Here is a 26914-nt window from a genome sequence, read left to right as displayed (position 1 = left end):
TATGAAATTAAAATTCTTTCTGTTCGCATTACTGGTTGTAATTGCAACAGCACAGGCCCAGAATACGGGAACGGTTTCCGGGAAAATTATTGAAAAATCCAATAAGGCACCCATTTCTTATGCTACAGTTTCGATTAAAGACAATGGAAAAGTGGTATCAGGAGTAAACACAGATGACAACGGAGATTTTACAATTAAAAACCTTGCTCTAAAAAGTTATACTATCGAAATTCAGTATATAGGTTTTAGAAAATATATGGGTTCTGTCATATTAAGCGACAATAAAAAAACCGCTGCTTTTAATGTATCCCTTGAAGAAGAAGCAACTCAGCTGAAAGGTGTGAACATTGTAGCGGAACGTTCAACAATTGAACAAAAAATTGACCGTAAAGTGATTAATGTTGGAAAAGACCTCACAACTGCAGGAGCTTCTGCATCTGATATTATGAATAATATTCCATCTGTAAACGTAGATCAGGACGGAAAACTTTCGCTTCGCGGAAACGACAATGTTCGAGTATTAATTGACGGAAGGCCAACAAATCTGGATCCGGCGCAATTACTAAAACAGATTCCGTCAACATCTATCAAAAAAATTGAATTGATCACCAATCCGAGTGCCAAATACAATCCGGAGGGAATGTCGGGAATCATTAATATTGTTTTGCACAAAAATGCGAATACCGGCTTTAACGGTACTTACAGCGGAGGCATCACCTTCGGACAAACTGCAAAATACAATCAGTCATTGGATTTGAATTATAAGACCGGAAAAGTAAACTTCTTTGGGAATGCAGGTAATAACTTTGGAACACATTTTAACGATGGATTTATCACAAAAACGGACAAGAGCATTACACAGGATTTAGACATTTCAAACGAAGACGACTCCTACTTATACAAAGTGGGGATGGATTATTTAATTAATGATCATAATACTTTATCTTTTTACACCACTCAAAATAAAGCAACTGGACTTGGCTTTGTAAATACTACTATTGATTATGTTAATTCAGCCGATAACATTTCAAATATGCATCAAAAATCAAGATATCAGGGGCCAAACAAAACCGGTACTTATAATTTAGCTTATAAACACATCTTTAAAAAAGAAGGTCATACATTAGACTTTGAAGGAAATTATAGTGATACAAAAGAAACTCAAAATGCGGCTTTTGACACTGAAACAACAAAAACGGATAATACATCCAACAATATTGTTTACAATGATTTTATAAATGACAAACGAAAATTAAGCACTTTTAATGTTGATTATGTAAATCCGTTAAACGAAAAGACGACCCTCGAAGCCGGTGCAGAAGCCAGACTAACGAAATCAGAGAATAACTATACGACAAACAATCCTTTAGTTGCTATCCAGATCTCAAATTATACATATGACACCGATATTTATTCTGCCTATGTAACATTTGGACAAAAATTTAAACAATTAAGTTACCAATTAGGAGCCCGTGTTGAAAGCTATAAAGTAACTGCCAATTTAAATAAAGGTCTTAAAAAATTTGATGATGATTATATTACTTTATATCCATCAGCTTATTTAACCTATAATTTAAATGAGAAAAACACTTTGCAACTTAGCTACAGCCGTCGTGTTGACCGCCCGAGTTTAGAACAGACAAAACCTATTCGTGAGTTTTCTACTCCGTTGGTTACTTCATATGGAAATCAAGAACTTAGACCTCAGTTTACTAATTCTGTTGAATTAAATTATACTAAAACCTTAGAAAAAGGCAGTTTTACTACAGGTGTTTTTGTTAGAAGCATTAATGATCAGATTGGCAGAATTTTACGTCCGGATGAATCAGATTTAAACGGAAATAAACAAATTTTAACGTTTGCCAATTATGATCACAATACAGCTTATGGTTTTGAAGTTTCTTTAAATTACAAAATTACAAAATGGTGGGATATTCAACCGTCTATCGATTTTTCAAGTATTGACCAGGATGGCGTTGTGTTTTTAGCAAACGGGACATCAAAAAACAATCCGGTTACAGTTGCAGCCTTCAACGGACGCATGAACTCTAACTTTAAAGCAACAAAACGTTTAAGTTTCTTATTGTTCGGTTTTTACAGAGGTGCTGTTGATGGAGTTCAGAACAACAGTCATGAAATGTACAAAATGGATATTGGGTCACGTTATACATTATTAGACAACAAAATGAATATTAGCTTACGTTTTAATGATGTTTTCAACACCATGAAATATGCTTTTGATACCCAGTATCCTTATCCACAATCAGGGCAGTTTACATGGGAAAGCCAGACCGTTTATTTGGGTTTAACGTATAATTTTGGTGGCGGAAAAATAAAAAAATTACAGCGTAAGCAAAGAGAAGATAATACCAGTAAAGACGGGGGCGGAATGTTTTAGCCTTTTATTGATCGATCTTAATAATTTTATTAGTACTTGTAGAAAAAGATCCCTGAAGTTTGCCAGCTTCAGGGATCTTTTGTTTTATTTAAAATGCTATAAAAAATTCCTGATTTCTTTTATTTCTTCGGGATTTGCAATTTCTGTGGCATCCGTAATAGCCGAAGAATGATAAAAAGTAGGTTCTAGTTTATCCTGTAATAATTTAATATTTGAAGATCTTAATCCTCCGCCAGGCATGATTTCTATTCTGTTATTGGCTAATTTTTGAATTTTCTCCAGATTAAAAACACCTTCTTCAACATTTAATTCCTGCCCCGAAGTTAAAATGGTTTTAAAGCCACACTCTATAATATCTTCTAGAGATTGTTCGACATTTTTGACTACATCAAAAGCACGATGAAAAGTACAGGAAAGCGGATAAGCTAAATTAACTAATTCCTGATTTTTCTTTTTATTGATACTGCCATCTTCATTTAAAATCCCGAAAACAAAACCATCAACACCTAACTTTTTAAACTGTTTTAGATCTTGCTTCATTTCAGCAATTTCTTCATCTGAATAAACAAAATCGCCACCTCTTGGTCTTATGATAACATGCATTTTTATTGAAAGCTTTTCGCGAACTCTTACCGTTAAAACATAATTAGGTGTTGTACCGCCAAGCTGCATATTCTCGCACAATTCTATTCGATCAGCACCATTTTCCTGGGCAATCAAAGCTGATTCGTAATTAAAACATGCTATTTCGAGTTGATTTTTTTTCATGTTCTTAAAAACAATTATTACCCGCTAAATTTATAAAAAAACCTGCTTCAAATAAAGCAGGTTCTACTATTTTAAGGTTGTGAAAACTAATTACCATTTGATAATTGCACTTGCCCACGTAAATCCACTTCCAAAGGCTGCTAACACAACAGTATCTCCTGCTTTAATTTTCCCTTGTTCCCAGGCTTCTGTCAAAGCGATTGGAATAGAGGCCGCAGTAGTGTTACCGTATTTTTGAATGTTATTATGAACCTGATCGTCTGATAATTTGAATTTATTCTGAATGAATTGCGAAATCCTCAAATTAGCCTGATGGGGAATCAGCATATCAATATCGGAAACCTGTAAGCCATTCGCTTCCAAACCTTCATTTATGACTTCTGCAAAACGAACGACTGCGTTTTTAAACACAAATTGGCCATTCATATAGGGATAATAACTTTCGTCATTAGGATCGTTATCGGCAATAATATCCGTTACCCAACGTGCTCCCATTCCCGGTGCCTGCAAAGCCAGTTCCTCGGCATACTGTCCTTCTGAATGTAAATGAGTAGATAAAATTCCTTTAGTCAAATCTTCTTCACGGCTTAAAACTGCAGCTCCTGCCCCATCCCCAAAAATTACCGAAACGCCACGTCCTCGGGTCGTCATGTCTAATCCTGTTGAATGAACCTCAGAACCAATGACCAAAATATTTTTATACATTCCGGTTTTAATATATTGATCTGCTACAGAAATTGCATAAACAAAACCCGAACATTGATTTCTTACATCTAAAGCCCCAACGGTTCTTAAACCCAAATCGCGCTGTACTAAAACTCCCGGACCCGGAAAATAGTAATCAGGACTTAATGTTGCAAAAACCACGAAATCAATATCTTCTTTGGCCACACCTGAACGTTCTATCGCTATTTTGGCAGCTTTTACTCCCATAGAAGTTGTGGTATCTTCCCCACGAATAATGTGTCTTCGTTCCTGAATTCCGGTTCGCTCCTGAATCCACTCATCATTGGTATCTATAATCTTAGACAAATCATCATTTGTTACAACATTTGAAGGAACATAATATCCTAAGCCCGCTATTTTTGAATGATACATACTCTTTTTTTTATTTGTTAAAAATTGGACTGCAAATCTAAGTATACTTTAAAATATCAGAGTACAAATTACCACTTTTTTCGTAATTAACATTTCATATACTTTTAAATATATAAATTGGTACTAAGGAATTGTTGTTTTTTTATCATAATAAAACAAAAGTCCCTAAAAAATAATTTTAGAGACCTTCATTTTAGTTTTATTTATTTCTAACCTTTTAACCAGTCGTTTTTAAGCTTTTCCTTTGAAACATCTGTAGCTTTAAAAGTTTCACTTTCCTCGTAAGGCAGCTTCACAGTTCCTTTTATGGTTTTATCAGCACCGGCTCTTTTTATCTGAACCGTAATCGGATCATTTTCTTTCCAGTTTTCACTCTCACCAATTAAGTCATAAATATTATCTAATGAATATGGTTTAGTATTTATAGCCAAAATGATGTCTCCCGGCTTAAGGTCTAAATTCGTAAAAAACGGATTTAACGCTATATCCGGACGAACACTTATTTCTTTTGTTTTTGGATCTATTCCGATATAAGGAACCTGTCCTTTTAAGAAAACCGAACCCGCTTTTTTCTCAGAAGCTTTCGTTACTCCTACTTTTGCTAAATACTGATCGTAAGGAATTGGGGTTGTTCCTACAACATGGGTTTTTAAAAATTCCCCAACCTCAGGATAGGTTAATTTCGTGATTTTATCAAAAAGTTCATCGTCATTAAATGGCTTTTCAACTCCATACTCTTCAGATAGTTTGTGCATTAGATCAAGAATTCCTCTTTCTCCGTTACTTTTTTCCCTGATAATAATATCGATACACATTCCGATCAAAGCACCTTTTTGGTACACGTTTAAGTATTGGTCTTTATAAGGCTGTTCCAATACATTTTTACTCATTACTGTAAACGACATCGTATCATTTAATCCCTTAGCCTGTTCAATTTTATCAGCAATACGTGTGTAGAATTCAGCTTCATCAATTAACCCCTGATTAATCTGGAAAAGATTGGCAAAATATTCCGTTACACCTTCATACATCCATAAATGCTCAGACATTTTTGGAGCATTATAATCAAAATACTGAATTTCTTTAGAGTGAATTGTTAAAGGCGTTACTATATGAAAAAATTCGTGTGAAACCACATCTTTCATAGATTCTACCAATTTATCTTTTGGCATTGATTCAGGCAAAACAACTGTAGTAACTGTTGGATGCTCTAAAGCTCCAAAACCGTGTGCATCATCTTTGGCCATACTTGACAGATACAATAAAACGGTATATTTTTTAGTAGCATTTACTTTTCCCAAAAAGTTTTTTTGTGCCGTCATCATCGTTTTCATTTCCGGAGTAATACTTTCGGCTGTAAATTTTCCTGTTGGAGAATATACTGCAATTAAAATATCCATTCCATTAACGTTGAATGTTGTATAATCTGGTTTCGAGTACATAACTGGGTTCTCCACCAAAACCGCATAACGAGATGTTGTAAAAACATCGCTTGTTTTGCTTGCATCTTCATCCGTCATTGAGGTTGCGCCCCAGAGTGTTTCAGGATGTGTAATTGTAACTTTGTAAGGAATATCTAATTTATCCTGAAAATACCCCACAAAACCATGTGTATTAACCATAAAGTTGATTCCGGCATTAATGTTTGTTCCCGCTGGCGAAAACACATCATCATTACCAAAACCGGTTCCTTTTTCTGTATCAAAAGTATCTCCAACCAAATAGCTTATCGTTTTTAGCCTTTTTGCATCCGAAATTGACCATGAATTATCATCAATTCTCTTTACAGTTAAAGCGTTTCCTTTAACGTCAAAAGCTTTAAAACTATCTGAATATTTTCCATAATTATCTGTTGAATAGGTCCCCGGAACTGTTTTTGGAATACTGTAGATTACTTCATCAGTTTTTATCTCCGGTGCCGTAACTGTTACTAAAACTTTGTCATCTTTTACATCAGTAAGGTTAATATTGACAGCTACATCATTTTTAGCTGCAGTTGACATCCCCGTTTTACAACCCAAAAAAGTCAGTGCAAGAGCTAATGTGCAAATTATTTTTTTCATTTATTAAAAGTTTAATTTTAGATATAAGTCTTACAAATTGCAAAACTGTTACAGTAAAAGATATAAATAAAAAACTCCTGAAATCCAGGAGTTTTAGTTAGTCTAATTTATTTTTTATATAATACTTCCCATCCAAATCTTCATCAAAATCGTCTATTTTAACTGGCTTCGGTTTTGGTTTATTTGCTATTGCCTTCTTTTTCCACATCTCAAATTTTTCAAGAGGCATTTTCTTTTTCATTATTTCCAGAACTTCTTTTTCCGACAATCCAAATTCTTTTTTTATAATTTCAAATGGATTTCTTTCTTCTAATGCCAGGGAAACAAGTTTTTCAGTTTGTTCCCAATTCAACTCTTTGCGGTTACTCTTTTTCATCTCGTGAAAATTAATTCAAAATAGTGGTTAATGATTAATAGATTGATTTTCAATTTCAGTATCAATATTAATAAAAAAAATAATTAGTTGATCAGATTCTCTATATTTTTTTTATGGATTTTAGCTTTTTTTTATGACTTGTAAATTTTTAAAGAAAATTTACAGATCTTTTAATTTATCACTTATTCTGAAACCATAAATACATTCTTAATCTAATTTGATTTAATGTCAATTACAAAACCAGTTGTAATACCATAATTATCTAAACACGTAAATTACTATGATTACAGTTAAAAGGTATATTGATATGCCCATAAAATCAACAAAAGCTGTAACGGCATACGCAGCAGTAACATCCATTTTGGCAAACCAAAACCTGCCTTTTTGTTTTGATACATGAAAAGATTTGCAGGAAACACAGCAATCAGCAAAGCTATAATTCCCCATGCAGCAAAATGGCTCAAAAAAGGAAAAATCAGTAGAATACCTAAAACTATTTCGGCAGCTCCACTTAAAATATTCAACAGTTTAGGATTTGGAAAACAAGGCGGAATAATTTTCAGATACATTCCGGGAGACCTGAAATGATTAATTCCGGCAACAATATAAAGAAAAGCCATTAAATACAAATGCCAGAGTAAATCCATGATAATCACATTTAAACCAATTTAATAATTTTTAAAGACATTTATTTTCAAAGAATCCTTTTTTATTAACAGACAGATCCGTTATTTTTTCTGAAATTAATATTCATTATAATGATAGCCAAAATAATGAGCAGAATTCCAACCCATTGAAAAAAAACCACATTTTCGTCCAATAAAACAAAAGCCATCATCACTGAGACCGGGAGTTCAAGTGCCGAAACAATGCTTCCTAACCCAATTCCGGTTAATGGAAAACCGGCATTCATGAGCATTGGCGGAATTATAGTCCCAAAAAGAGAAAGCACGATACCCCATTTCAGGAAAATTAAAAAATTAAAAGGTGTGTTTTGTGTAGCTAATGCAAACGAAAAAACAATAACACTTCCCCCAAGAAGCATGTATAAACTACGTTGGGCCGAAGAAATTTCGACGGCCACACGATTTGCAGTAAACATAGTTGTTGTAAATGACGCAGCTGCAAGTACCCCCCAGACAATACCTCTCCAATCTAATTGAATATCGTTTTTCAAAATATTTGTTGCTAGCAAAGTTCCGACAAGAACAATGAAAACCGCTATTGTTTTTTGAAGTGACGGCAATTTCTTTTCTAAAACCATTTCGAGCAAAACACCCATCCAGACCGTCTGCATCAGTAAAACAATACCAATAGAAACCGGAATGTATTTTACTGCCAAGTAATAAAACAAACTGGTCATGCCTAAAGAAGTTCCTGCCAGCATTAGACTAAAAATATTTTGGGGAGTTGCTTTTACTACATTTTCTTTATGTTTTGCCTTTTGAAAAGCATTAATCAGCAGAACACCTAAAACTCCTAATACAAACTGAGCAGTAGTCACCTCGGCAGTAGTGAATCCGTCAGCATAGGCCATTTTTACAAAAGTGGCCAGCATACCGTAACTTGTAGCACCTAAAGCAACCAGAAAGACCCCTTTTAGGACATTTTTTTGTGACATTCCTGTTTTATTTTAAAAAAAATTAGCCCGCAAAGATACTACTTAGTTTTTAGCTCAATGTTAAAAATTGGAAAAGGAAAAATTTAACTTCATGAATCGATTGCATTTATTTCTGAAAAATTAAAACTTCGATCTGCTTCATTTAAAAAAATTCTTTATTTTGCACTCAAATCGAAAAAAAATGAAAAAAACAATTATTGCATTTATTGCAATTGGCTTATTAGCTGTATCGTGTGATAAAAAAGAATCAACAGACGGTTTACATCTTACAGGAAATATAAAAGGACTAAAACAAGGAAAATTATACATTCAAAGATATAATGATACTGCCTTGGTGGCGATTGACAGCATTAAAATTGACGGAAATTCAGCTTTTGAAACCAATATAAAACTAGAATCACCAGAAATGCTTTATTTATTTCTGGATCGTGGAGTTAGCAATTCACTAGATAATAATATTATGTTTTTTGCAGAACCAGGAAACCTAAACATTGATGCAAATCTTGATAACTTTATCAATGGCGCCAAAATTACAGGTTCAAAAAATCATGAACTATTTGAAGAATACCAAAAAATAAACTCTCGTTTTAAAGATGAAAATTTATCCTTAATTGAAGCAAAATTCAAAGCACTGAAAAGACAGGATCAAAAAGCAATGGACAGCATTACAGCAAAAGGGGATTCGAACATCAAACGAAAATATTTGTTTGCTACTAATTTTGCCATCAACAACAAAGACCATGAAATAGCACCTTACATAGCCCTGGCAGAAATTTACGACATCAATATTAAATTTTTGGATACTATTCAAAAATCAATGACCCCTAAAGTAGCTAATTCATTATACGGTAAAAAGCTCACGAAGTATGTAAATGAAATTAAAAAAGAACAAAAGAAATAATTCAGAAATATGTTTAAAACAAAAAGTCCTGAGAATTTCAGGACTTTTTGTTTTTTAGGCAATGCATTAAAATCGAAGAGCGATAAGGAATAGCCCACATCTAGCTTTGCCAGACCACGCAAGCCTGACTTCATATACAATAGTACGCCACAAAATTGTTGCTATGACACCTTAATTAATTTTGATAATAAAAGTAACTGCTTCAGCAGAATATTTTAATGCAAAAATTAAAGCATTTAGAGGAGTAAGAAATACAAACTTCTTCTTATTCAGATTATCTCATCTTTTTGCCTAATCCCCAACTTTTGAACCTGATCCCAATAATAATTATGATCCATTTTTTAGGACAAGACACATAATAAAAAAGCCTCTCGATTGAGAGGCTTTTTAAGTTGGTCTACTAGGACTCGAACCTAGAAAGACTGCACCAAAAACAGTTGTGTTACCATTACACCATAGACCAATAAAGTAGTGCGGTTAAGCGAGTGCAAATTTAAAACTTTATTTAGTTTGTGCAAACTTTTTGAGCAAAAAATTTATTTTTTTTTGATTTTTTTTTCTTTTAAAGCCCCGGCAAACACACAAGTATTTCATAAACAATACTTTAATTTCGCTCTACAGATTTGTAGATTTTTTTGTTAATGCTCGTTTCTTTACATAAAAAAACATTTTCTTTGTAGATAGAAAAACATACAAAATTTTAACACCTAAATATGGCACAATTCAATTTCAATAAATGGAATACAATTATTGGTTGGTTTGCATTTGCAATCGCTTTAATTACCTATACACTAACCGTTGAACCCACCATGAGTTTCTGGGATTGCGGCGAATATATTGCCACAGCAGCAAAACTTGAAGTTGGACACCCACCGGGAGCACCTTTATTTCAAATGATGGGAGCTTTTTTCGCCATGTTCGCAATCGATAATCAACATGTTGCCGTAATGGTAAATATGATGTCTGTTTTCTCCAGTGCTTTTACTATTTTATTCATGTTTTGGTCATCGTCTATGCTTTTGAAAAAAATCATCTCACGTTTTGCCGAAATTGATCAAAATAATTCAATAGTAATCTTAGGAAGTTCTTTCGTCGGAGCTTTAGCTTATACGTTTTCAGACAGTTTCTGGTTTAACGCTGTTGAAGCCGAAGTTTATGCAATGGCATCCTTATTAATCGCATTGCTTTTTTGGCTTGGATTACGCTGGGAGCAAGATATGAACGAACCTAAGGGAAACAAATGGCTTCTTATTATCTCTCTTGTAATTGGTCTTTCGTTTGGAGTACACTTTATGGCATTATTAACCATTCCTGCCATTGGTTTTCTCTACTTCTTTAAACATTACGAAAAAGTTACCCTAAAAAATTTCATCATTGCAAATGTTGTAGTAATAGCAATTTTATTGTTTATTTTCAAATTACTTCTTCCTTTAACCATGGCATTCTTTGGGAAAACCGAAGTTTTCATGGTAAATAGCATGGGATTGCCTTTTAACTCAGGAACTATCTTTGTTGCTTTGCTTTTTATTGCTTTCTTTTATTTTGGATTAAAATATACCAAACAAAAAGGGCTGGTTTTCTACAACACTATAATTCTTTGCGTCTTATTTATTTTAATTGGTTTCTCAACCTGGATGATGTTGCCTGTTCGTGCTAATGCGAATACAGTAATCAACGAAAACAAACCATCTGATGCTACCGAAGTTTTAGCATACTATAATCGTGAGCAATACGGTGTAAATCCATTGTTTTACGGACCTCAATATACCGAAGTTTTTGCCGGATTGGATGAAAAAACGCCATATCTGGACAAAAAACCAAACTACGAAAGAGATTATAAAACCGGTAAATACATTATTACCAACAATTATAAAAATGCAGATCAGAATAGTGATGACAATCAAAAAACGATTCTGCCTAGAATGTGGAGTACAGAAACACAACATATTCAAAATTATATCAATTTTACAAACCCTCCTCAATTCAAAATAAATCCTAATTATGCTTACGAGGATGATTTAGCAAAATACGGAATTGATGCCAGTCAATTATCTGAGGAAGAATACAACAAAGCTACTGCTCAACTACGCAATGAGGTTGAAAAAACAGTTTCAGAATTCAGACAAGCGTATGCGCAAAAGCAAATTGATAACGAAGGTTATGTTAAGTTCCTAAATAGTTATAAAGATTACTTAATCTTAGAAAAACCATCAACTGTTGATAATTTCAGTTTTATGTTCGAATATCAATTCGGATACATGTACTGGAGATATTTGATGTGGAATTTTGCAGGGCGTCAAAATGATGTTCAGGGAAAATATGATAATCTGGACGGTAACTGGATCAGCGGAATTAAATATGCCGACTCAGTTCATTTGGGCTCTCAGGATAATTTGCCCTCAGACGTTTTAAATAATAAAGGCCGAAACACTTATTATTTCATCCCGTTCATTTTAGGACTTATTGGGATTATGTATCACGCAAACAAAGACCTAAAAAGTTTTTATGTTCTTTTAGCACTGTTTTTATTTACCGGAATCGCACTTAAAATTTACCTAAACGAAAGACCTTTTGAACCTCGTGAAAGGGATTATGCACTAGTTGGTTCCTTTTATGTTTTCGCAATTTGGATAGGCTTCGGAGTTTATTCACTCTATGAATCTATTCAAAAATACCTTGCCCCAAAAATTGCAGGCCCGGTTATTATTGCCGCAAGTTTATTAGCTGCCCCTGTTTTAATGGCTTCTCAAAACTGGGACGACCATGACAGGTCGGGTAAATATACAGCGGTTGCAATGGCAAAAGCCTATTTGACATCATGTGATAAAGACGCCATTTTATTTACAATTGGGGATAATGACACTTTCCCGCTATGGTATGCACAAGAAATTGAAGGCATTCGTACAGACATAAAAATTGTAAACACAAGTCTTTTTATGACTGACTGGTATATTGATCAAATGAAAGCCAAGTCATACGAATCTGCCCCTTTACCAATATCATTCAAACATGATGAATATGTAGGTGACAAATTAGATTATGTTGCCCATATTCCAAAAGTAGAGACTCGTTGGGATATTAAAGATTTTATTACTTTTATTAAACACCCAAAATCAACTGTTAGTTTACAAAACGGCCAAACCATTCACTTTTTCCCAACTAACAAAATCAGAATTTCAGTTGACAAAAGTATAATTATCAAAAACCAGGTAGTCAATCCTAAATACAACGATTCTATTGTATCGTATATGGACATAGACATCAAAGGAAGCGCAATATATAAAAATCGCTTAATGATGTTGGACATTTTGGCAAATAACAACTGGAAAAGACCCATCTATTTTAGTGGCGGTGCTTTTGATGATGAAGATTATTTATGGCTTAAAGACTACTTACAGCTTGACGGAATGGCGTATAAATTAGTACCAATTAAAAACACTCCTTCAAAAGACGGAGGGCCAATGGACATGGGACAAATTGATGGTGATAAAATGTATGATATCGTGACAAAATGGGATTGGGGAAACAGTAATGGCAACATCTATCACGACCCCGAAACCAGAAGAAACAGTATCACCTATCGCACGAATCTTTCCCGATTAATGAACCAGCTTATCACTGAAGGCAAAATTGATAAAGCTAAAAATATTATCAATCTTGCAATGACAAAAATGCCATTGGATCAATATGGGTATTATTCATTAGTTGAACCCTTTGCAGGCGGTTATTACAAAGTAGGCGAAAAAGAAAAAGCGCAGGACTTACTAAATAAACTGGTTCGCAAATACAAAGAAAACCTGAATTATTATGCAACTTTAAGTGCAGGTGACCAATCTGATTTAGCCATTGATATCATAACTGATATTGAACGCTACAGAAGCCTTCTGCAGGTAATGAAAGACCATAAAGACCAGACTTTTTATAATAATCATAAAAAAACCTTCAACACTTATATAAATATGTTCGAACGTTTTGGACGGGAAAAAGAATAAAATATACAAAAAATAAACTAATTAAAAAAATGCAGCCCTATTAGCTAAATAGCGCTGCATTTTTTAATTTTACATATCTCTAAATTGTTTCAACATGAGCTTTTATTGGGTTAAAACGAATTCATTCATTAAAAGGGTATTTTCTAAGTATTGCTGGGACATTCCAAACAAAGAAAAGAAAATATACCTTACATTTGATGATGGTCCAACTCCTGAAATTACAGACTGGGTTTTATCAGAATTGAAAAAATTTGATGCAAAGGCAACTTTTTTCTGTATTGGAAAAAACATTAAAGCAAATTTAGCCTTATTTGAAAAATTAATTACTGAGGGTCATTCTATAGGAAATCACACGATGAACCATGTGAATGGCTGGAAAAGCCACACTAATGATTACATCGAAAACGTAAAAAATTGTGCTGCGGTTTTAGAAGAAGAAAAAACATGCAATATGATATTTCGCCCGCCTTATGGGAAAATAAAAAAGGCACAATCAAAAGTTTTACGCCGACTAGGCTACAAGATTGTAATGTGGGATGTGCTAAGCGCAGATTTCGACCAAAGTATTAGCCCTGAAAAATGCCTTGAAAATGTTACCAAAAATGTAACATCCGGAAGCGTAATTGTATTTCATGACAGTATAAAGGCTTGGCAAAATTTAAAATTTGCACTTCCTAAAACGTTATATTTTTTAAAAGAAAATGGATATACTTTTGATGTTATCCGATAAAACAACACATCCAAAAAAGAAGAAGTTCTCAGACTCCAAACTGCTCCTGAACAATTCCGATAATAGTATTAGCATCCAATTCACCAGATTGCCTCCAGATCATTTGTCCTTCTTTATAAATCATCAGTGTAGGCAAACCTTTAATTCGTAAAGCCTCTGCCAGTTCCTGATTTTTATCAACATCAATTTTGACAACCTTGGCTTTATCGCCTAGCGCAGCCGCAACATCCTTAATTACAGGATGCATAGAAACTGACGATTCATTCCAATCTGTGTAGAAATCTATCAACACAGGAACCTGAGCATTTATTAGTTCTCCAAATTTTGACATAAAACCAAAAATTTAAATTTTTAAATCTGCTAAAAAGAGATTAATGTTATACAAATGTAGCATTTTTACCGAATTAAGCCACACTGTTACCTTTTTTTAGTTCAATAACTGTGATTTCCGGCATGATACCAACACGGCCTGGATAAGCATGAAATCCAAAACCTCTGTTGACATAAACATACCTCCCTAAGTTCTCATAAAGCCCTGCCCACTGCTTGTAAATGTATTGTGCCAAACTCCATTTAAAATAGCCTGGAATCTCAATACCAAATTGCATTCCATGTGTATGACCTGATAATGTTAAATGAAAATTTTTGGGATGATCTTTAATTTCAGCGTCCCAATGACTTGGATCATGGCTCATTACGATCTTAAAATCATCCTGAGCAACGTTCGCAGACGCCTTATTAAGATCGCCTGCCTTTTTAAAATTCACTCCCCAATTCTCTACTCCAATCAACGCAATTTTATCATTTCCTTTGTGAATATAAGCATGCTCGTTGAGCATTAATTTAAATCCAATTTGTCCATATAGATTCTTAATTGCCTGAAAGTTTTCATCTTTTTGTTGTTCGGACGACCAGGTAACATATTCGCCATAATCATGATTTCCTAAGATCGAAAACTTGCCATATTTGTACTCTTTTATCCGGTTAAAAGTATCTATCCAGGGATGCATTTCTTTAGCATGTGTATTGACAATATCACCTGTAAATAAAATCATATCTGATTCCTGTTGGTTAATAAGATCAATAGCATAATTTATTTTTTCAGAGTCATCGAAACTACCGCTATGTACATCTGAAATCTGAGTAATTTTAAATCCATTAAAAGCATGGGGCAGATCCGGAAAAAAGATCGTTTGTTTAAGTACTTTAAAATTATATTTCCCTTCAAAAATTCCGTAAATCAAAGACAAAAAAGGCACTACCGCCAGGCCTAAGGCAATTTGACTCACAAACTTTCTCCTTTCTGGCATCATTTCTTTTCGTGGTGCATTGTACATAAAGTAGTTTAAAATACTAGCTCCTATCCTAAAAATGTCTTCTCCAAACAAAATAAGCGTAATTACAATTTTAGGAACATAAACCAATAACATCAAACCCATTGTAAACATGGTATACTTGGTTTGCCCAACAGAACGGTCAAATTGTGTAAACGAATAGACAATAAAAACCAAAAGCAACACACTAATTAACTGATAAGCTATTAAAGCCCATCTTAATTTGATTAAAGCACGAAAGGCCTGATATGCATAGAACTCAATAAATAAAAAAAAAGTACACAGAATTATAAAACGAAGAATCATTATTTGCAGTTTTGAACAAAGTAACAAAGAATGGCGTTTTTACAAATGTATATTATCAAAATTTTAACTAGAAAACAGTGCTATTTTAAAGAATGGAAATTCGTTGATAAAATTAAAAACTAAGGAATATATAATTTTAATTAACAAATTAGTTTTTAAAACCCAATTGCTTATTTTTACAGACTAATATTTTTTTTATGTCAACTCAAAAACGTCTTTTTCTTCTCGATGCTTACGCACTTATTTTTCGTGGTTATTATGCTTTTATAAAAAATCCCCGAATTAATTCTAAAGGAATGGATACATCAGCGATCATGGGCTTCATGAATTCGCTTTTGGATGTTATTAAACGTGAAAAACCAGATCATTTGGCTGTAGCTTTTGATAAAGGCGGAAGTCATGTCAGAACCGAAATGTTTGTTGAATACAAAGCCAATCGTGATGCCACACCCGAAGCGATTAAAATTGCAATTCCATACATTCAGGATCTACTTAGAGCCATGCATATTCCAATTATCGAAATAGAAGGCTGTGAAGCGGATGATTTAATTGGAACCATTGCCAAACAAGCCGAAAAAGAAAACTACAAAGTCTATATGGTTACACCAGATAAGGATTTTGCCCAATTAGTCTCTGAAAATATATTCATGTACAAACCAGCACGTATGGGAAATGGTATAGAAATTTGGGGAGTTCCTGAAGTTCTGGCAAAATTTGAAATCGAAAGACCTGAGCAGGTAATTGACTTCCTGGGCATGATGGGTGATGCTGTAGATAATATCCCGGGATTGCCCGGAGTTGGTGAAGTGACTGCTAAAAAATTCCTGAAAGAATTTGGAACAATGGAAAACCTTTTGGACAATACACATCTACTAAAAGGTAAAATGAAAGAAAATATCGAAGCCAATAAAGACAAGGGTATTTTATCTAAAAAACTGGCAACCATTATTTGCGATTGCGACGTAATCTTTAACGAAGACGATTATGAACTTTCGCGTCCTGACATTGAAAAAACCGATGCTATTTTTCAGGAATTGGAATTCAGAAGAATGGCAGAACAATTTGATAATTTATTTAAAGCAGGAGGTGGAAACACATTAGCAGACACCACTACAGAAGCTAAATTATATAAAAAAACGCAACCTAAAAACGAAAATCAATTTGATCTTTTTGGAGGAGGAAGTCCGGAAGAGAATCCGGAAGACACAAGAGCTTCATTTTACAATACTTTAGAAAACACACCTCACTCCTATCAGGCGATAGAAGGCGATTTAGGAATTAAATTACTCTTACAGAATTTACAAAAACAGTCTTCAGTTTGTTTTGATACCGAAACTACAGGTTTAGATGCCTTGCATGCAGAACTTGTCGGGATTTCCTTCGCTTATGAAAAAGGAAAAGGATATTATGTCCCGTTTCCGGAAAGCCAGGAAGAAACTCAGGTTTTGATCGACAAATTCAAACCTTTTTTTGAGAATGAAAACATCGAAAAAATTGGACAGAATTTAAAATACGATTTAAAGATTCTTTCTAATTATGGAGTAACTGTAAAAGGAAAACTTTTTGACACTATGATTGCGCATTATCTGATCAATCCTGATATGCGTCATAATATGGATATTTTAGCTGAAACCTATTTGAAATATTCACCAAAATCAATTGAAACTTTAATTGGTAAAAAAGGCAAAAATCAGATTTCAATGCGTGATGTCGCACTTGAAGAAATCAAAGAATATGCTGCAGAAGATGCTGATATAACTTTACAATTAAAAGAAATCTTTACAGCCGAATTAGACAAAACCGAAACAAAAAAACTGTTTAACGAAATTGAAATACCATTGGTAAGCGTTTTGGCCGCTATGGAAACAGAAGGAATTCGTTTAGATGTTGATTTTTTAAAGGAAATGTCAAAAGAAATGGATGTTGAAATTAAAGCTTTAGAACAAAACATTTACGAAACTGCGGGTGAGAAATTCAATCTGGCCTCTCCGAAACAATTAGGTGATATTTTATTTGACAAACTTAAAATTGGAGGTGCTAAACAAAAGAAAACCAAAACAGGTCAATATGCTACCGGAGAAGAAGTTTTGACTTATCTGGCAAACGACAATCCAATTGTAAAAGAAATTCTGGACTGGCGACAAATGGTAAAATTACAAAGCACTTACATTTTGGCTTTACCGGAACAAGTTGACAAAAAAACATTACGCGTTCATACTGATTATATGCAGACAGTTGCCGCTACAGGTCGTTTGAGTTCTAATAATCCGAATTTACAAAATATTCCAATTCGTACCGAAAGAGGTCGTCAGATACGTAAAGCTTTTGTTGCACGTGATGAAAACCACACCTTAATTTCTGCCGATTACTCGCAGATAGAATTAAGGATTATTGCTGCTTTAAGCGGTGAAGAAAATATGATTAAAGCGTTTCAGGACGGAGAAGATATTCATAAAGCAACCGCTGCAAAAGTCTTTAACGTGCCTTTGGATGAAGTTTCCCGCGAACAAAGAAGCAATGCAAAAACCGTAAACTTTGGAATTATTTATGGTGTTTCCGCTTTCGGATTAAGCAGCCAAACATCATTATCCCGTAGTGAAAGCGCAACTTTAATTGAAGCTTATTACAATACTTATCCAAGATTAAAATCATACATCTCAGACCAGGTCGAGTTTGCCCGCGAAAATGGCTATGTGCAAACGATTCTGGGACGACGTCGGTATTTAAAAGACATTAATTCAGCTAACGCTGTAGTAAGAAGCGCAGCCGAAAGAAATGCTGTTAACGCCCCAATTCAGGGAAGTGCTGCCGATGTGATTAAAATTGCGATGATCAACATTCATAAAAAACTAAAAGAAGAAAACTGGAAGTCTAAAATGCTGCTTCAGGTACATGATGAGCTTGTATTCGATGTTCATAATGAGGAACTCGAAAAAATCCAGCCAATGATTAAACACGAAATGGAAAATGCTTTTAAAATGGCTGTTCCTCTGGAAGTAGAATTAGGCTTAGGCAAAGACTGGCTAGAAGCGCATTAATAATATCTGACTTAAAAAAAGAGAAGCGTCCCGAGATAAAAATTGGGACGCTTCTTTTATGCTTAAATTTTCTTGCTCCACAGGTTTTGGGATTGATCCACAATATGCTTTGATCCCCCATTGATCCTGTGTATCACTATTTCAGGACTAGACATTCAAAAAAAAAACCACCACAAAACTGTGATGGTTTTCTATTGAGCCGATAGAGGGACTCGAACCCACGACCTGCTGATTACAAATCAGCTGCTCTAGCCAGCTGAGCTACATCGGCCTCATTACGGGTGCAAATATAAAATTGTTTTTTTATATTTGCAAAATAAATTTTACAGCTCTTTTATAATTAAAAAACCATCACATTTCTGCGATGGTTTCCCTTGAGCCGATAGAGGGACTCGAACCCACGACCTGCTGATTACAAATCAGCTGCTCTAGCCAGCTGAGCTACATCGGCCTCATTACGGGTGCAAATATAAAGCGGTTTTTGGTTTTGCCAAAATAAATCTGCACTTTTTTATACTTTTTTTTTCTTACAATTCGTTGATTTTAGCAATCAATTGATTAGCAGTTTCTTCCAATTCAATATTGATTTGTTTGAAGTGCGCTTTTTTATTTTCAACGTTCTTAGCATTCACTTTTGTGATCAAAGTATCAAAAGCATTAATAGCTTCATCAACCAAAGCATTCGTTTCTGGAGTAGGATTTCCTGTTGTAGACATCTCAAACAAATAAACTGCCTCAATAATATCCCCTAATACGAAATTGATGTCTTTCTTTAAATTTTTAACGTTTGCCATTTTTATTTATTATTTTAATTTGCGTCTGCAAAAGTACATATTATCTTTAGAATATACGTTAAGAAATGTAAATTTCTAAAATTGAAGCTTTTCCACTCAAAACAAATACATTTATCTCAGCTGGAACTAAAACCGTATCACCTTTTATATAAGTATATTTGAATCCGTCATATTCTATTTCGAAACTGCCTTCAATACACATATAAACTGTAAAAGTCTCTTTTGATTTAGTAATCTCTGCTCTATCTTCTAACGGAATAAAATTGGTTGTAAAATAAGGACAGTCCACCACAACGTTTGAAACATTTGCTTTTGAACCGTATTTTTTCTGGGTATCAACTTTATTGTAGTTAATAGCATCTAATGCCAAATCTACGTGCAATTCTCTTTTATTTCCCTGTGCATCCACACGATCAAAATCATATAAACGGTAGGTAATATCAGATGTCTGCTGAATTTCTGCCACAACTAATCCTGCCCCGATTGCGTGAACTGTTCCGGTTTCTAAAAAGAAAACATCTCCTGCTTTTGCTTTGACATCATCTAAAATAGAAACCAAAGTTTTATCATTTAAATGCTGTAAATATTCCTCTTTACCTGAATCTTCTTTAAACCCAACAATAATCCGTGCATCAGCATCAGCCTGCATTATGTACCACATTTCAGTTTTTCCAAATGAATTATGACGTTCTTTTGCCAATTTATCGTTAGGATGAACCTGTATAGAAAGATCTTCACGAGCATCTAAATATTTAAAAAGCAATGGAAATTGTTTACCAAAACGCTCATAAACCCGGGTTCCAAGAATTTCATTTGGAAGATCATTAATAAGATCCATCAAAGATTTTCCTTTTAACTGTCCATTGGCAACAGTACTTACATCGCCTTGTACGGTAGACAATTCCCAGCTTTCGCCTGTAATCTTAGAAGTGATCGGTTTGTTTAATAATGTTTTTAATTTCTCACCTCCCCAGATTCTTTCTTTCAGGATTGGCTCAAATTGTAAAGGGTATAAGTTTGGTTTCATATTCTAATTTTATGGCTAAATATCTAATAATTAATTAAGCAACGATCTAATAGTTTTTTTTTTTTTTTAAATCTACAACACTAACTCTTTTATTATGTCCAGGGCTTTCGGAATATGTCTTGCAGCATTCATACTGTCAAAAATATAAATAACCAATCCGTTTCTGTCTATAATAAAAGTCACTCTTCCTGGCAAAAGACCAAACAAATTATTTTTCACACCAAAAAGATGCCTTAATCGTTTATCTTCATCTGAGAGCAAAATAAAAGGCAGCTTGTGTTTATTGGCAAATTTCTGATGCGATTTTACACTATCTGCACTAACTCCTATAACCTCGGCTCCTAAATCTTTAAAATCTTCATATTGATCCCTAAAGCTACATGCCTCAACAGTACATCCGGGCGTATTATCTTTAGGGTAAAAATAAATCACAAGTGGTTTTCGACCCAACACACTCTGGCTGTCAAAAACCTCGCCATGACTATCCTTTGCAGTAAAATTTGGGACTATATCTCCTATTTTCAACGACATTCTTTATTCTCCTTTATAAGTTACAAAATTGCGGTCCGTTTCATTCAAAACGACTTCTAAATCAAAATCGGATTGAATTCTTTTTCTAATTTTATTCCATATCACAACAGCAATATTTTCTGCAGTTGGATTCAAATCCTGAAATTCAGGAACATCCAGATTCAGGTTTTTATGATCAAACGGAACTTCTACTTCTTGACGTATAATATCCGCTAATACTTTCACATCTAAAACAAAACCGGTTTCAGGGTCAATTTTCCCTGTAACACTTACTGTCAAACCATAATTGTGACCATGAAAATTGGGATTATTGCATTTACCAAAAACCGCATCATTTTTTTCAAATGTCCAGTCCTTCCTATACAGTCGATGTGCAGCATTAAAATGTGCTTTTCTTGATATCGTTACTCTCATTAGGTTTCTGGTTAGTATCGTTAAATTTTATGGTCTTCCAAATAATGATAAAATTCATCAAAAATTATTTTAAACCAAACGGTGTAAATTTCGGGTTGTTTTTCAATATCTTCCTTTATGTTTTCAATTTTCATCCATTTCCAATTTTCCACTTCTTCTACATTAATCTGTGGATTTTCGTTATAATATCCAATCATGACATGATCAAGCTCATGTTCTGTCAATCCATTGTCAAAAGGTGCTTTATATATAAAATGAAACAGTTCTTTCAATTCGGTTTTAAAACCCATTTCCTCCAATAATCTCCTACTTCCGGCTTCTATGTTGGATTCTCCTTCACGCTGATGGCTGCAACAAGTATTTGTCCAGAGTAAAGGTGAATGGTATTTTTGATGAGCACGCTGCTGAAGCATAATTTCATTTTTACTATTTAAAATAAAAACTGAGAAAGCGCGATGCAAAAGAGCTTTTTCATGTGCTTCTAATTTTGGCATCAAGCCTATCTGCTCATCATTTTTATTCACTAATATTACGTTATCTTCTATCATAAGGTTTGTTGATGTAACAAAAATACGAAAAAAGAATTGGCTGGAAAATCTCAGAAAAGATTGTGAAAAGTTTAACGGGCAAACAATGTTCTATTTTTCTGATTAACAAAAAATTACAAATAAAAAAAACGCAACAAAACCTTAAAAAACAAGAAACCAAAAACTGTCGACCCCTCTTTTACGTAAATAACTTAAAGTTAAAACATACTTAAAAAAATATCAATTGTAAAGCATACGACATATGTATGTAAAATCTAGTCGTACATTTGAAAATAAAATTAAAGCATCCAAACAATGAAAACAAAAACACAATTTTTCAGTCTTTGCTTTTTAATTCCGCTTTTCATCCTTCAGGCATGCGGACAGTCAGCAAAAAAATCAAATACAAAAACAACCAATATAGAAAACAAAATACACAAGCCCGAAAATCCTTATTATTCTAATACAGATTCAACAAAGCTAAATGTGACTGATACCGAATGGAAGAAAGTACTACCAGAAGATGTTTACGCAGTAATGCGTGAAGCTGATACAGAAAGACCGTTTACAGGGAAATATTGGAACACAGATGAAAAAGGAACTTATTACTGTGCTTCATGCGGAAACAAACTCTTTAAATCCGGAGCAAAATTTGCCAGCAGTTGTGGATGGCCGAGTTTTTTCGAGCAGGAGAACAAGAAAAGTATAGTTTATAAAAATGATAATTCTTTAGGAATGGAAAGAATTGAAGCTCTTTGCGGCAGATGTGGCGGTCATTTAGGCCATTTATTTGATGATGGCCCGGCACCAACTGGAAAACGTTATTGTATGAATTCGATTGCACTTGATTTTATTGCTGATTCTCAAAAATAATTAACTCATGAAAAATACAATTTTAATCTTTTTTATCGCATTATCAATTAGTGTTTTTTCCCAAGAACATAAAACAAAGAGAACAACAAATCTGGAAACCATTACGCTTGGTGGAGGCTGCTATTGGTGTGTTGAGGCTGTATATGAAAATTTAGACGGAATAAAATCTGTAGTTTCAGGTTTTTCCGGAGGAAAAACCGTTAACCCAACTTATGATGAAGTATGTACAGGAACCACAGGCCATGCCGAAGTGGTACAAATTACTTACGATAAAAATACAACTGACATTAATGAAATTTTCAAGGTTTTCTTTACGGTACATGACCCTACAACTTTAAACAGACAAGGTGCTGATATTGGTACCCAATATCGTTCTGTAATTTTTTATATAAATGAAGAACAGAGAAAAGCAGCCCAAAATATTATTGCAGAGCTTGATAAAGCAAAAGTTTATGACAGCCCTATTGTGACAAAAGTAGCGCCTTTTACAAAATTTTATAAAGCTGAAAATTATCATCAGAATTATTTTGCAAACAACAAAAACCAACCGTATTGCAAAATGGTTATTCAACCGAAAATAGAAAAATTTGAAAAAGTTTTTAAAAATAAATTAAAAAAGAAACCTTAAACCCAAATTAGAAATCTACTGTAACTGAATTCATTTCTTTTTAATACTATCAAAAAAAAGTCTGTATCAAATAAACGACACAGACTTTTTATGTTTTTATAAAAAAGGAGGTTTTTAGTGAGTAACATCTAAAGAGTAGAACTTCACATTTGCATAAGCTCCAATTTCATCACCCTGAAGATTACATCCTACTGTGAAATAATTATCAAATGAATTCCATAACTTATAATCACCTCCTGAATATACCTTTTTTTCACCATTCACACTAACTTCCATCTTTCCGTCACTAATTTCAATTTGAAAATTAAATTTATCAAAATCTACCTTATTTTTAAAAGTATAGCCGTCGTCATCGATCCATGAATCCTCTTTTAGCACATCTACTCCGGTAATGGAAGGATCAGCAAGTCTTTTTGATCTTAATTTCACATAGCCATTGTCCCAATAAACTTTTAATATGGATGGAGCACTTTTATCTCTTGCACCTATCTGGTTAACCTGTTCTTCTTTTAATCTTCCCCCTATCTGAGCAAATATAATCCGTGGATACTGATCATTCTTTTTATAAATTTCCCCCATTTTTAATGATGCCTTTAATTTAGCTCCTTGTTTAAAAGACCAACTTGCATCACCGCCAAAAGAGTTTTGTTCTTTTAAATCTGTTTTATTAAAAGATCTTTTAGACTTTATAGACGGATATACATAAAACACTAAAGACCTGTCGTTATAGTCATTAAACATAAATTTCTGAATCTCCTTATTTTCAGCATAATCCAAAATTTTTGGTGCTTTGTATGTAGTAACCGAACCCTCAGGTATTGTTAACTTCCATAGGTTTAAATCAATCTTTGGTGCTTTTTGTGCATGAATTAGAAAAGAAGTACTTGTCAGTAATAATAAAAGGTAGGTTCTAATTTTTTTCATTTTTTCGCTGTTTTTGGATTAGATAATGTTCTGATTTCAAAAGGAAAATGGAAAACAAAAATTAAAGATAGGTTTTTTAAAAAAAATAACCAATAAATAATTAATCAAAATATCTATTTGTAATCGATTGCATAAAAATATATCTTTTTTTTTAAATTCATTATATTTTTTTTGCATATTTTTTTTTATTTATTTAAAAAACAGGCATTAAAATGAGAATTTACAATCAAAAACAAACCTAAATACACAAAACTAATAAAAACCAGAAATAATTACTGAATCATTGAATATTTTAGAAATGAGAATTCTGCAATTTTAGAAAAAAAACCTGTTTTCTTTAATAAAGCTTATAATTACAAGGTGATTTCGTACAAAAAAATATCCTCTTTTTAGATTTGTTTAAAATACATTTTCATTTACTCACTTTCGAGTGAATAAAAACAAAATCATATCCTAAACGTTTAAACATATTTTACCCGGAAATTGGCCAGATATTACTGTTTTTTATAAATCTCATTTAAAACTTCATGCGAATTTTTGAAACCAGTTCTTTTTTTAATTTAGCTATGGCTTTTTTCGTGATTTAATGATCCCGGGAAATAAAACAAAAATAAATTACTTCAAAGACCCGGCAATCATCAATGCACATTTTTCACCATCAATTGCTGCAGAAATAATCCCTCCAGCATATCCGGCTCCCTCTCCGCAAGGATACAAGCCTTTGATCTGCAAATGTTCTAAAGTCAAAGGATCTCTCGGAATACGAACTGGTGATGAAGTCCGGCTTTCCGGCGCATGCAAAATCGCTTCATTCGTTAAATATCCACGCATTGATTTACCGAACTCTTTAAATCCTTCGCGTAATATCTGTGACAAAAATCCCGGGAAAACCTGCCCCAGTTCAACTGAAGTCGTTCCGGGCACATAAGAGGTTTTTGGAATAGCTGCAGAGACTTTATTTTGGGTAAAATCAACCATTCTCTGTGCAGGGACTTTTTGAGTTTGCTTCACCTGTTCGCTAACGCTCGAGTGTCCAGCCAGGTACCAAGCTTTTTGTTCTATGCTTTTTTGAAACTCCATTCCGGCCAAGGCGCCAAATTTTGCAAAAGGTTTAAAATCTTCCAGTTTCAATTCGATTACAATTCCGGAATTTGCAGTTGCCTGATCACGTTTTGATGGTGACCAGCCATTTGTAACCACTTCACCCGGACTCGTTGCGCAAGGTGCAATTACTCCTCCCGGACACATACAAAACGAATACATTCCGCGTCCGTTAACTTGTTTCACTATAGAATAGGGTGCAGGTGGCAAATGTTCGCCACGATAATCACAGCTATACTGAATGCTGTCTATCAATTCTTGTGAGTGTTCTGCACGAACACCTAAAGCAAAAGGCTTGGCTTCGATAAAAATTTTCTTTCTGTCTAATAATTCAAAAATATCCCGGGCTGAATGACCGGTTGCCAAAATCAATTTATTGGCAAGAATCCTGTCTCCGCTTTGAGTTACGACCCCTTCTACTTCATTATTTTTCACCAAAATATCCGTAACCCGGGTATCAAACAAAACCTGACCGCCAAATTCGATAATTTTATTACGAATGTCTTCGATTATTTTAGGCAATTTATTAGTTCCAATATGCGGATGTGCTTCTACCAAAATATCTCCAGAAGCGCCAAATGCCACCAAAAGTTCTAAAATTCTGGTTACATCGCCACGTTTTTTAGAACGTGTATATAGCTTTCCATCAGAATATGTTCCTGCACCGCCTTCTCCAAAACAATAATTAGAATCCTCGTTTACGATATGTTCCCGATTTATTGCTTTTAAGTCGCGCCGGCGTCCGCGAACATCTTTTCCACGCTCTATTACAATTGGCTTTAGACCTAATTCAACTAATTGCAATGCTGCAAAAAGCCCTGCCGGACCAGCACCCACTACAATTACTTCCTGCGCTTTTGAAACGTCTTTATATATTGGTAATTCTATTTTGGTTTCCTGAAAAGCTTCTCCTTTTAAATAGATAGTTACTTTAAGGTTAATTTTGACAGCTTTTTGTCGTGCATCAATAGAACGTTTCAGAATCGAAACATGCTGAATTTCTTTGGGAGAAACTTTAATTTGTTTAGATAGATAGTCTTTTAGCAACAATTCGTTTGCAGCTATTTCCGGCGTCACCTGAAGTAAAAGTTCTCTTGGCATTGTATCTTATTTATCAATTAGCTTTTCTATTTATGAAAAGAATATGCAAAAATAACATTTTGCACTGAGACTTTGTACCTTTGTATCTTTGAAACTTTACATCTATAATAATGTCCAGAAAAATAAAACTAATTTGGGATTTTCGTGGTCCTGCTTCTGCTAAAACTGCGGAACATCATGAAATTCATTTGAAAGAATATATCGCAATCGAAAAACTTCCCTTAAATATAACGGGTTTTAAAATCATAAACGACATACACGCAACCGCTTTTATGGTTGTTACCGATGAAAACATGATTGTCGTAAGAGACGCCTTGAAACCACATCGTGGGGAAGTGTATAGTGAGGAATAATTTAGTCTCAGTTTTC

23 protein-coding genes and 3 tRNA genes are annotated in these 26914 nt (G+C 33.9%); 8 read left to right on the top strand and 18 right to left on the bottom strand.

Annotation, left to right across the window (positions count from 1 at the left end; all coding sequences use genetic code 11):
- The first annotated feature begins 1 nt into the window (after position 1).
- Entirely contained in the window at positions 2-2398 is a 2397-nt protein-coding gene (locus DMB65_RS05715; protein ID WP_110305685.1) for a TonB-dependent receptor domain-containing protein, read from the top strand.
- A 96-nt stretch (positions 2399-2494) separates the two neighbouring features.
- Here the strand turns inward: DMB65_RS05715 and DMB65_RS05710 are convergent, their stop codons facing one another.
- From DMB65_RS05710 to DMB65_RS05685, 6 genes are all read right to left on the bottom strand, one after another.
- Positions 2495-3166, bottom strand: coding sequence for a copper homeostasis protein CutC (locus tag DMB65_RS05710; protein WP_110305684.1), 672 nt, complete (start codon positions 3164-3166; stop codon positions 2495-2497).
- Between the two features lie 90 nt (positions 3167-3256).
- Positions 3257-4264 (bottom strand): 3-oxoacyl-ACP synthase III family protein, encoded by a 1008-nt coding sequence (locus tag DMB65_RS05705; RefSeq protein ID WP_110305683.1) that lies wholly within the window; start codon positions 4262-4264, stop codon positions 3257-3259.
- A 209-nt stretch (positions 4265-4473) separates the two neighbouring features.
- Positions 4474-6327, bottom strand: coding sequence for a M61 family metallopeptidase (locus DMB65_RS05700; protein WP_110305682.1), 1854 nt, complete (start codon positions 6325-6327; stop codon positions 4474-4476).
- Between the two features lie 97 nt (positions 6328-6424).
- Positions 6425-6703 (bottom strand): DUF2805 domain-containing protein, encoded by a 279-nt coding sequence (locus DMB65_RS05695; RefSeq protein ID WP_007803893.1) that lies wholly within the window; start codon positions 6701-6703, stop codon positions 6425-6427.
- Positions 6704-6993: 290 nt separating this feature from the next.
- Positions 6994-7350 (bottom strand): DoxX family protein, encoded by a 357-nt coding sequence (locus DMB65_RS05690; RefSeq protein WP_110305681.1) that lies wholly within the window; start codon positions 7348-7350, stop codon positions 6994-6996.
- Between the two features lie 65 nt (positions 7351-7415).
- A complete protein-coding gene (locus DMB65_RS05685) occupies positions 7416-8324 on the bottom strand; it encodes an EamA family transporter (protein ID WP_110305680.1) in 909 nt (302 codons plus the stop codon).
- A 181-nt stretch (positions 8325-8505) separates the two neighbouring features.
- On the opposite strand from DMB65_RS05685, the gene DMB65_RS05680 reads away from it, so the two are divergent.
- Entirely contained in the window at positions 8506-9225 is a 720-nt protein-coding gene (locus DMB65_RS05680) for a DUF4369 domain-containing protein (RefSeq protein ID WP_110305679.1), read from the top strand.
- 392 nt (positions 9226-9617) lie between these two features.
- Here the strand turns inward: DMB65_RS05680 and DMB65_RS05670 are convergent.
- Positions 9618-9688 (bottom strand) — tRNA-Gln (locus DMB65_RS05670).
- Positions 9689-9938: 250 nt separating this feature from the next.
- Between DMB65_RS05670 and DMB65_RS05665 the strand changes: the two genes are divergently transcribed.
- A complete protein-coding gene (locus DMB65_RS05665; protein ID WP_110305678.1) occupies positions 9939-13217 on the top strand; it encodes a glycosyltransferase family 117 protein in 3279 nt (1092 codons plus the stop codon).
- Positions 13218-13311: 94 nt separating this feature from the next.
- Entirely contained in the window at positions 13312-13947 is a 636-nt protein-coding gene (locus DMB65_RS05660) for a polysaccharide deacetylase family protein (RefSeq protein ID WP_110305677.1), read from the top strand.
- A gap of 28 nt (positions 13948-13975) precedes the next feature.
- Here DMB65_RS05660 and DMB65_RS05655 read toward each other — a convergent pair whose 3' ends face one another.
- Both DMB65_RS05655 and DMB65_RS05650 read right to left on the bottom strand, forming a co-directional pair.
- The gene (locus DMB65_RS05655; RefSeq protein WP_110305676.1) at positions 13976-14278 is read right to left on the bottom strand and encodes a thioredoxin family protein; all 303 of its coding nucleotides are present in this window, start codon (positions 14276-14278) and stop codon (positions 13976-13978) included.
- A 73-nt stretch (positions 14279-14351) separates the two neighbouring features.
- Positions 14352-15587, bottom strand: coding sequence for a metallophosphoesterase (locus DMB65_RS05650; RefSeq protein ID WP_110305675.1), 1236 nt, complete (start codon positions 15585-15587; stop codon positions 14352-14354).
- 197 nt (positions 15588-15784) lie between these two features.
- Here DMB65_RS05650 and polA point away from each other — a divergent pair, with 197 nt between their 5' ends.
- A complete protein-coding gene (gene polA, locus DMB65_RS05645) occupies positions 15785-18625 on the top strand; it encodes a DNA polymerase I (protein WP_110305674.1) in 2841 nt (946 codons plus the stop codon).
- A 197-nt stretch (positions 18626-18822) separates the two neighbouring features.
- Here polA and DMB65_RS05640 read toward each other — a convergent pair.
- The 7 genes from DMB65_RS05640 to idi form a co-directional block, all read right to left on the bottom strand.
- Positions 18823-18896, bottom strand: a tRNA-Thr gene (locus DMB65_RS05640).
- Between the two features lie 106 nt (positions 18897-19002).
- Positions 19003-19076 (bottom strand) — tRNA-Thr (locus DMB65_RS05635).
- Positions 19077-19152: 76 nt separating this feature from the next.
- The gene (locus tag DMB65_RS05630) at positions 19153-19419 is read right to left on the bottom strand and encodes a hypothetical protein (RefSeq protein WP_110305673.1); all 267 of its coding nucleotides are present in this window, start codon (positions 19417-19419) and stop codon (positions 19153-19155) included.
- A 58-nt stretch (positions 19420-19477) separates the two neighbouring features.
- Positions 19478-20446 carry a type I phosphomannose isomerase catalytic subunit gene (locus DMB65_RS05625; RefSeq protein ID WP_110305672.1) on the bottom strand — a complete coding sequence of 323 codons (969 nt, stop codon included), beginning with the start codon at positions 20444-20446 and terminating at the stop codon, positions 19478-19480.
- Between the two features lie 72 nt (positions 20447-20518).
- Entirely contained in the window at positions 20519-20977 is a 459-nt protein-coding gene (locus DMB65_RS05620) for a peroxiredoxin (RefSeq protein ID WP_110305671.1), read from the bottom strand.
- Between the two features lie 3 nt (positions 20978-20980).
- Complete coding sequence (locus tag DMB65_RS05615) at positions 20981-21391, bottom strand: 6-pyruvoyl trahydropterin synthase family protein (protein WP_110305670.1); 411 nt, start codon at positions 21389-21391, stop codon at positions 20981-20983.
- A gap of 20 nt (positions 21392-21411) precedes the next feature.
- Positions 21412-21939 (bottom strand): isopentenyl-diphosphate Delta-isomerase, encoded by a 528-nt coding sequence (idi, locus tag DMB65_RS05610; protein WP_110305669.1) that lies wholly within the window; start codon positions 21937-21939, stop codon positions 21412-21414.
- A 294-nt stretch (positions 21940-22233) separates the two neighbouring features.
- Here idi and msrB point away from each other — a divergent pair, with 294 nt between their 5' ends.
- Together msrB and msrA are read left to right on the top strand one after the other, a co-directional pair.
- Positions 22234-22791: a peptide-methionine (R)-S-oxide reductase MsrB gene (gene msrB / locus DMB65_RS05605; protein WP_110305668.1), complete on the top strand. Its 558-nt coding sequence runs from the start codon at positions 22234-22236 to the stop codon at positions 22789-22791.
- Positions 22792-22798: 7 nt separating this feature from the next.
- A complete protein-coding gene (gene msrA / locus DMB65_RS05600; RefSeq protein ID WP_110305667.1) occupies positions 22799-23419 on the top strand; it encodes a peptide-methionine (S)-S-oxide reductase MsrA in 621 nt (206 codons plus the stop codon).
- 114 nt (positions 23420-23533) lie between these two features.
- On the opposite strand, the gene DMB65_RS05595 is transcribed toward msrA, so the two are convergent.
- Both DMB65_RS05595 and DMB65_RS05590 read right to left on the bottom strand, forming a co-directional pair.
- Entirely contained in the window at positions 23534-24343 is an 810-nt protein-coding gene (locus DMB65_RS05595) for a polysaccharide lyase family 7 protein (protein WP_110305666.1), read from the bottom strand.
- Between the two features lie 615 nt (positions 24344-24958).
- Entirely contained in the window at positions 24959-26545 is a 1587-nt protein-coding gene (locus DMB65_RS05590; protein WP_110305665.1) for an NAD(P)/FAD-dependent oxidoreductase, read from the bottom strand.
- A 110-nt stretch (positions 26546-26655) separates the two neighbouring features.
- On the opposite strand from DMB65_RS05590, the gene DMB65_RS05585 reads away from it, so the two are divergent.
- Complete coding sequence (locus tag DMB65_RS05585) at positions 26656-26898, top strand: hypothetical protein (RefSeq protein WP_110305664.1); 243 nt, start codon at positions 26656-26658, stop codon at positions 26896-26898.
- The last annotated feature ends 16 nt before the right edge of the window (positions 26899-26914 follow it).

Origin of the sequence: Flavobacterium cheongpyeongense, from assembly GCF_003202435.1 — a bacterium.
GTDB classification, from domain to species: domain Bacteria; phylum Bacteroidota; class Bacteroidia; order Flavobacteriales; family Flavobacteriaceae; genus Flavobacterium; species Flavobacterium cheongpyeongense.
This window is presented reverse-complemented; position numbering and strand designations above follow the sequence as displayed.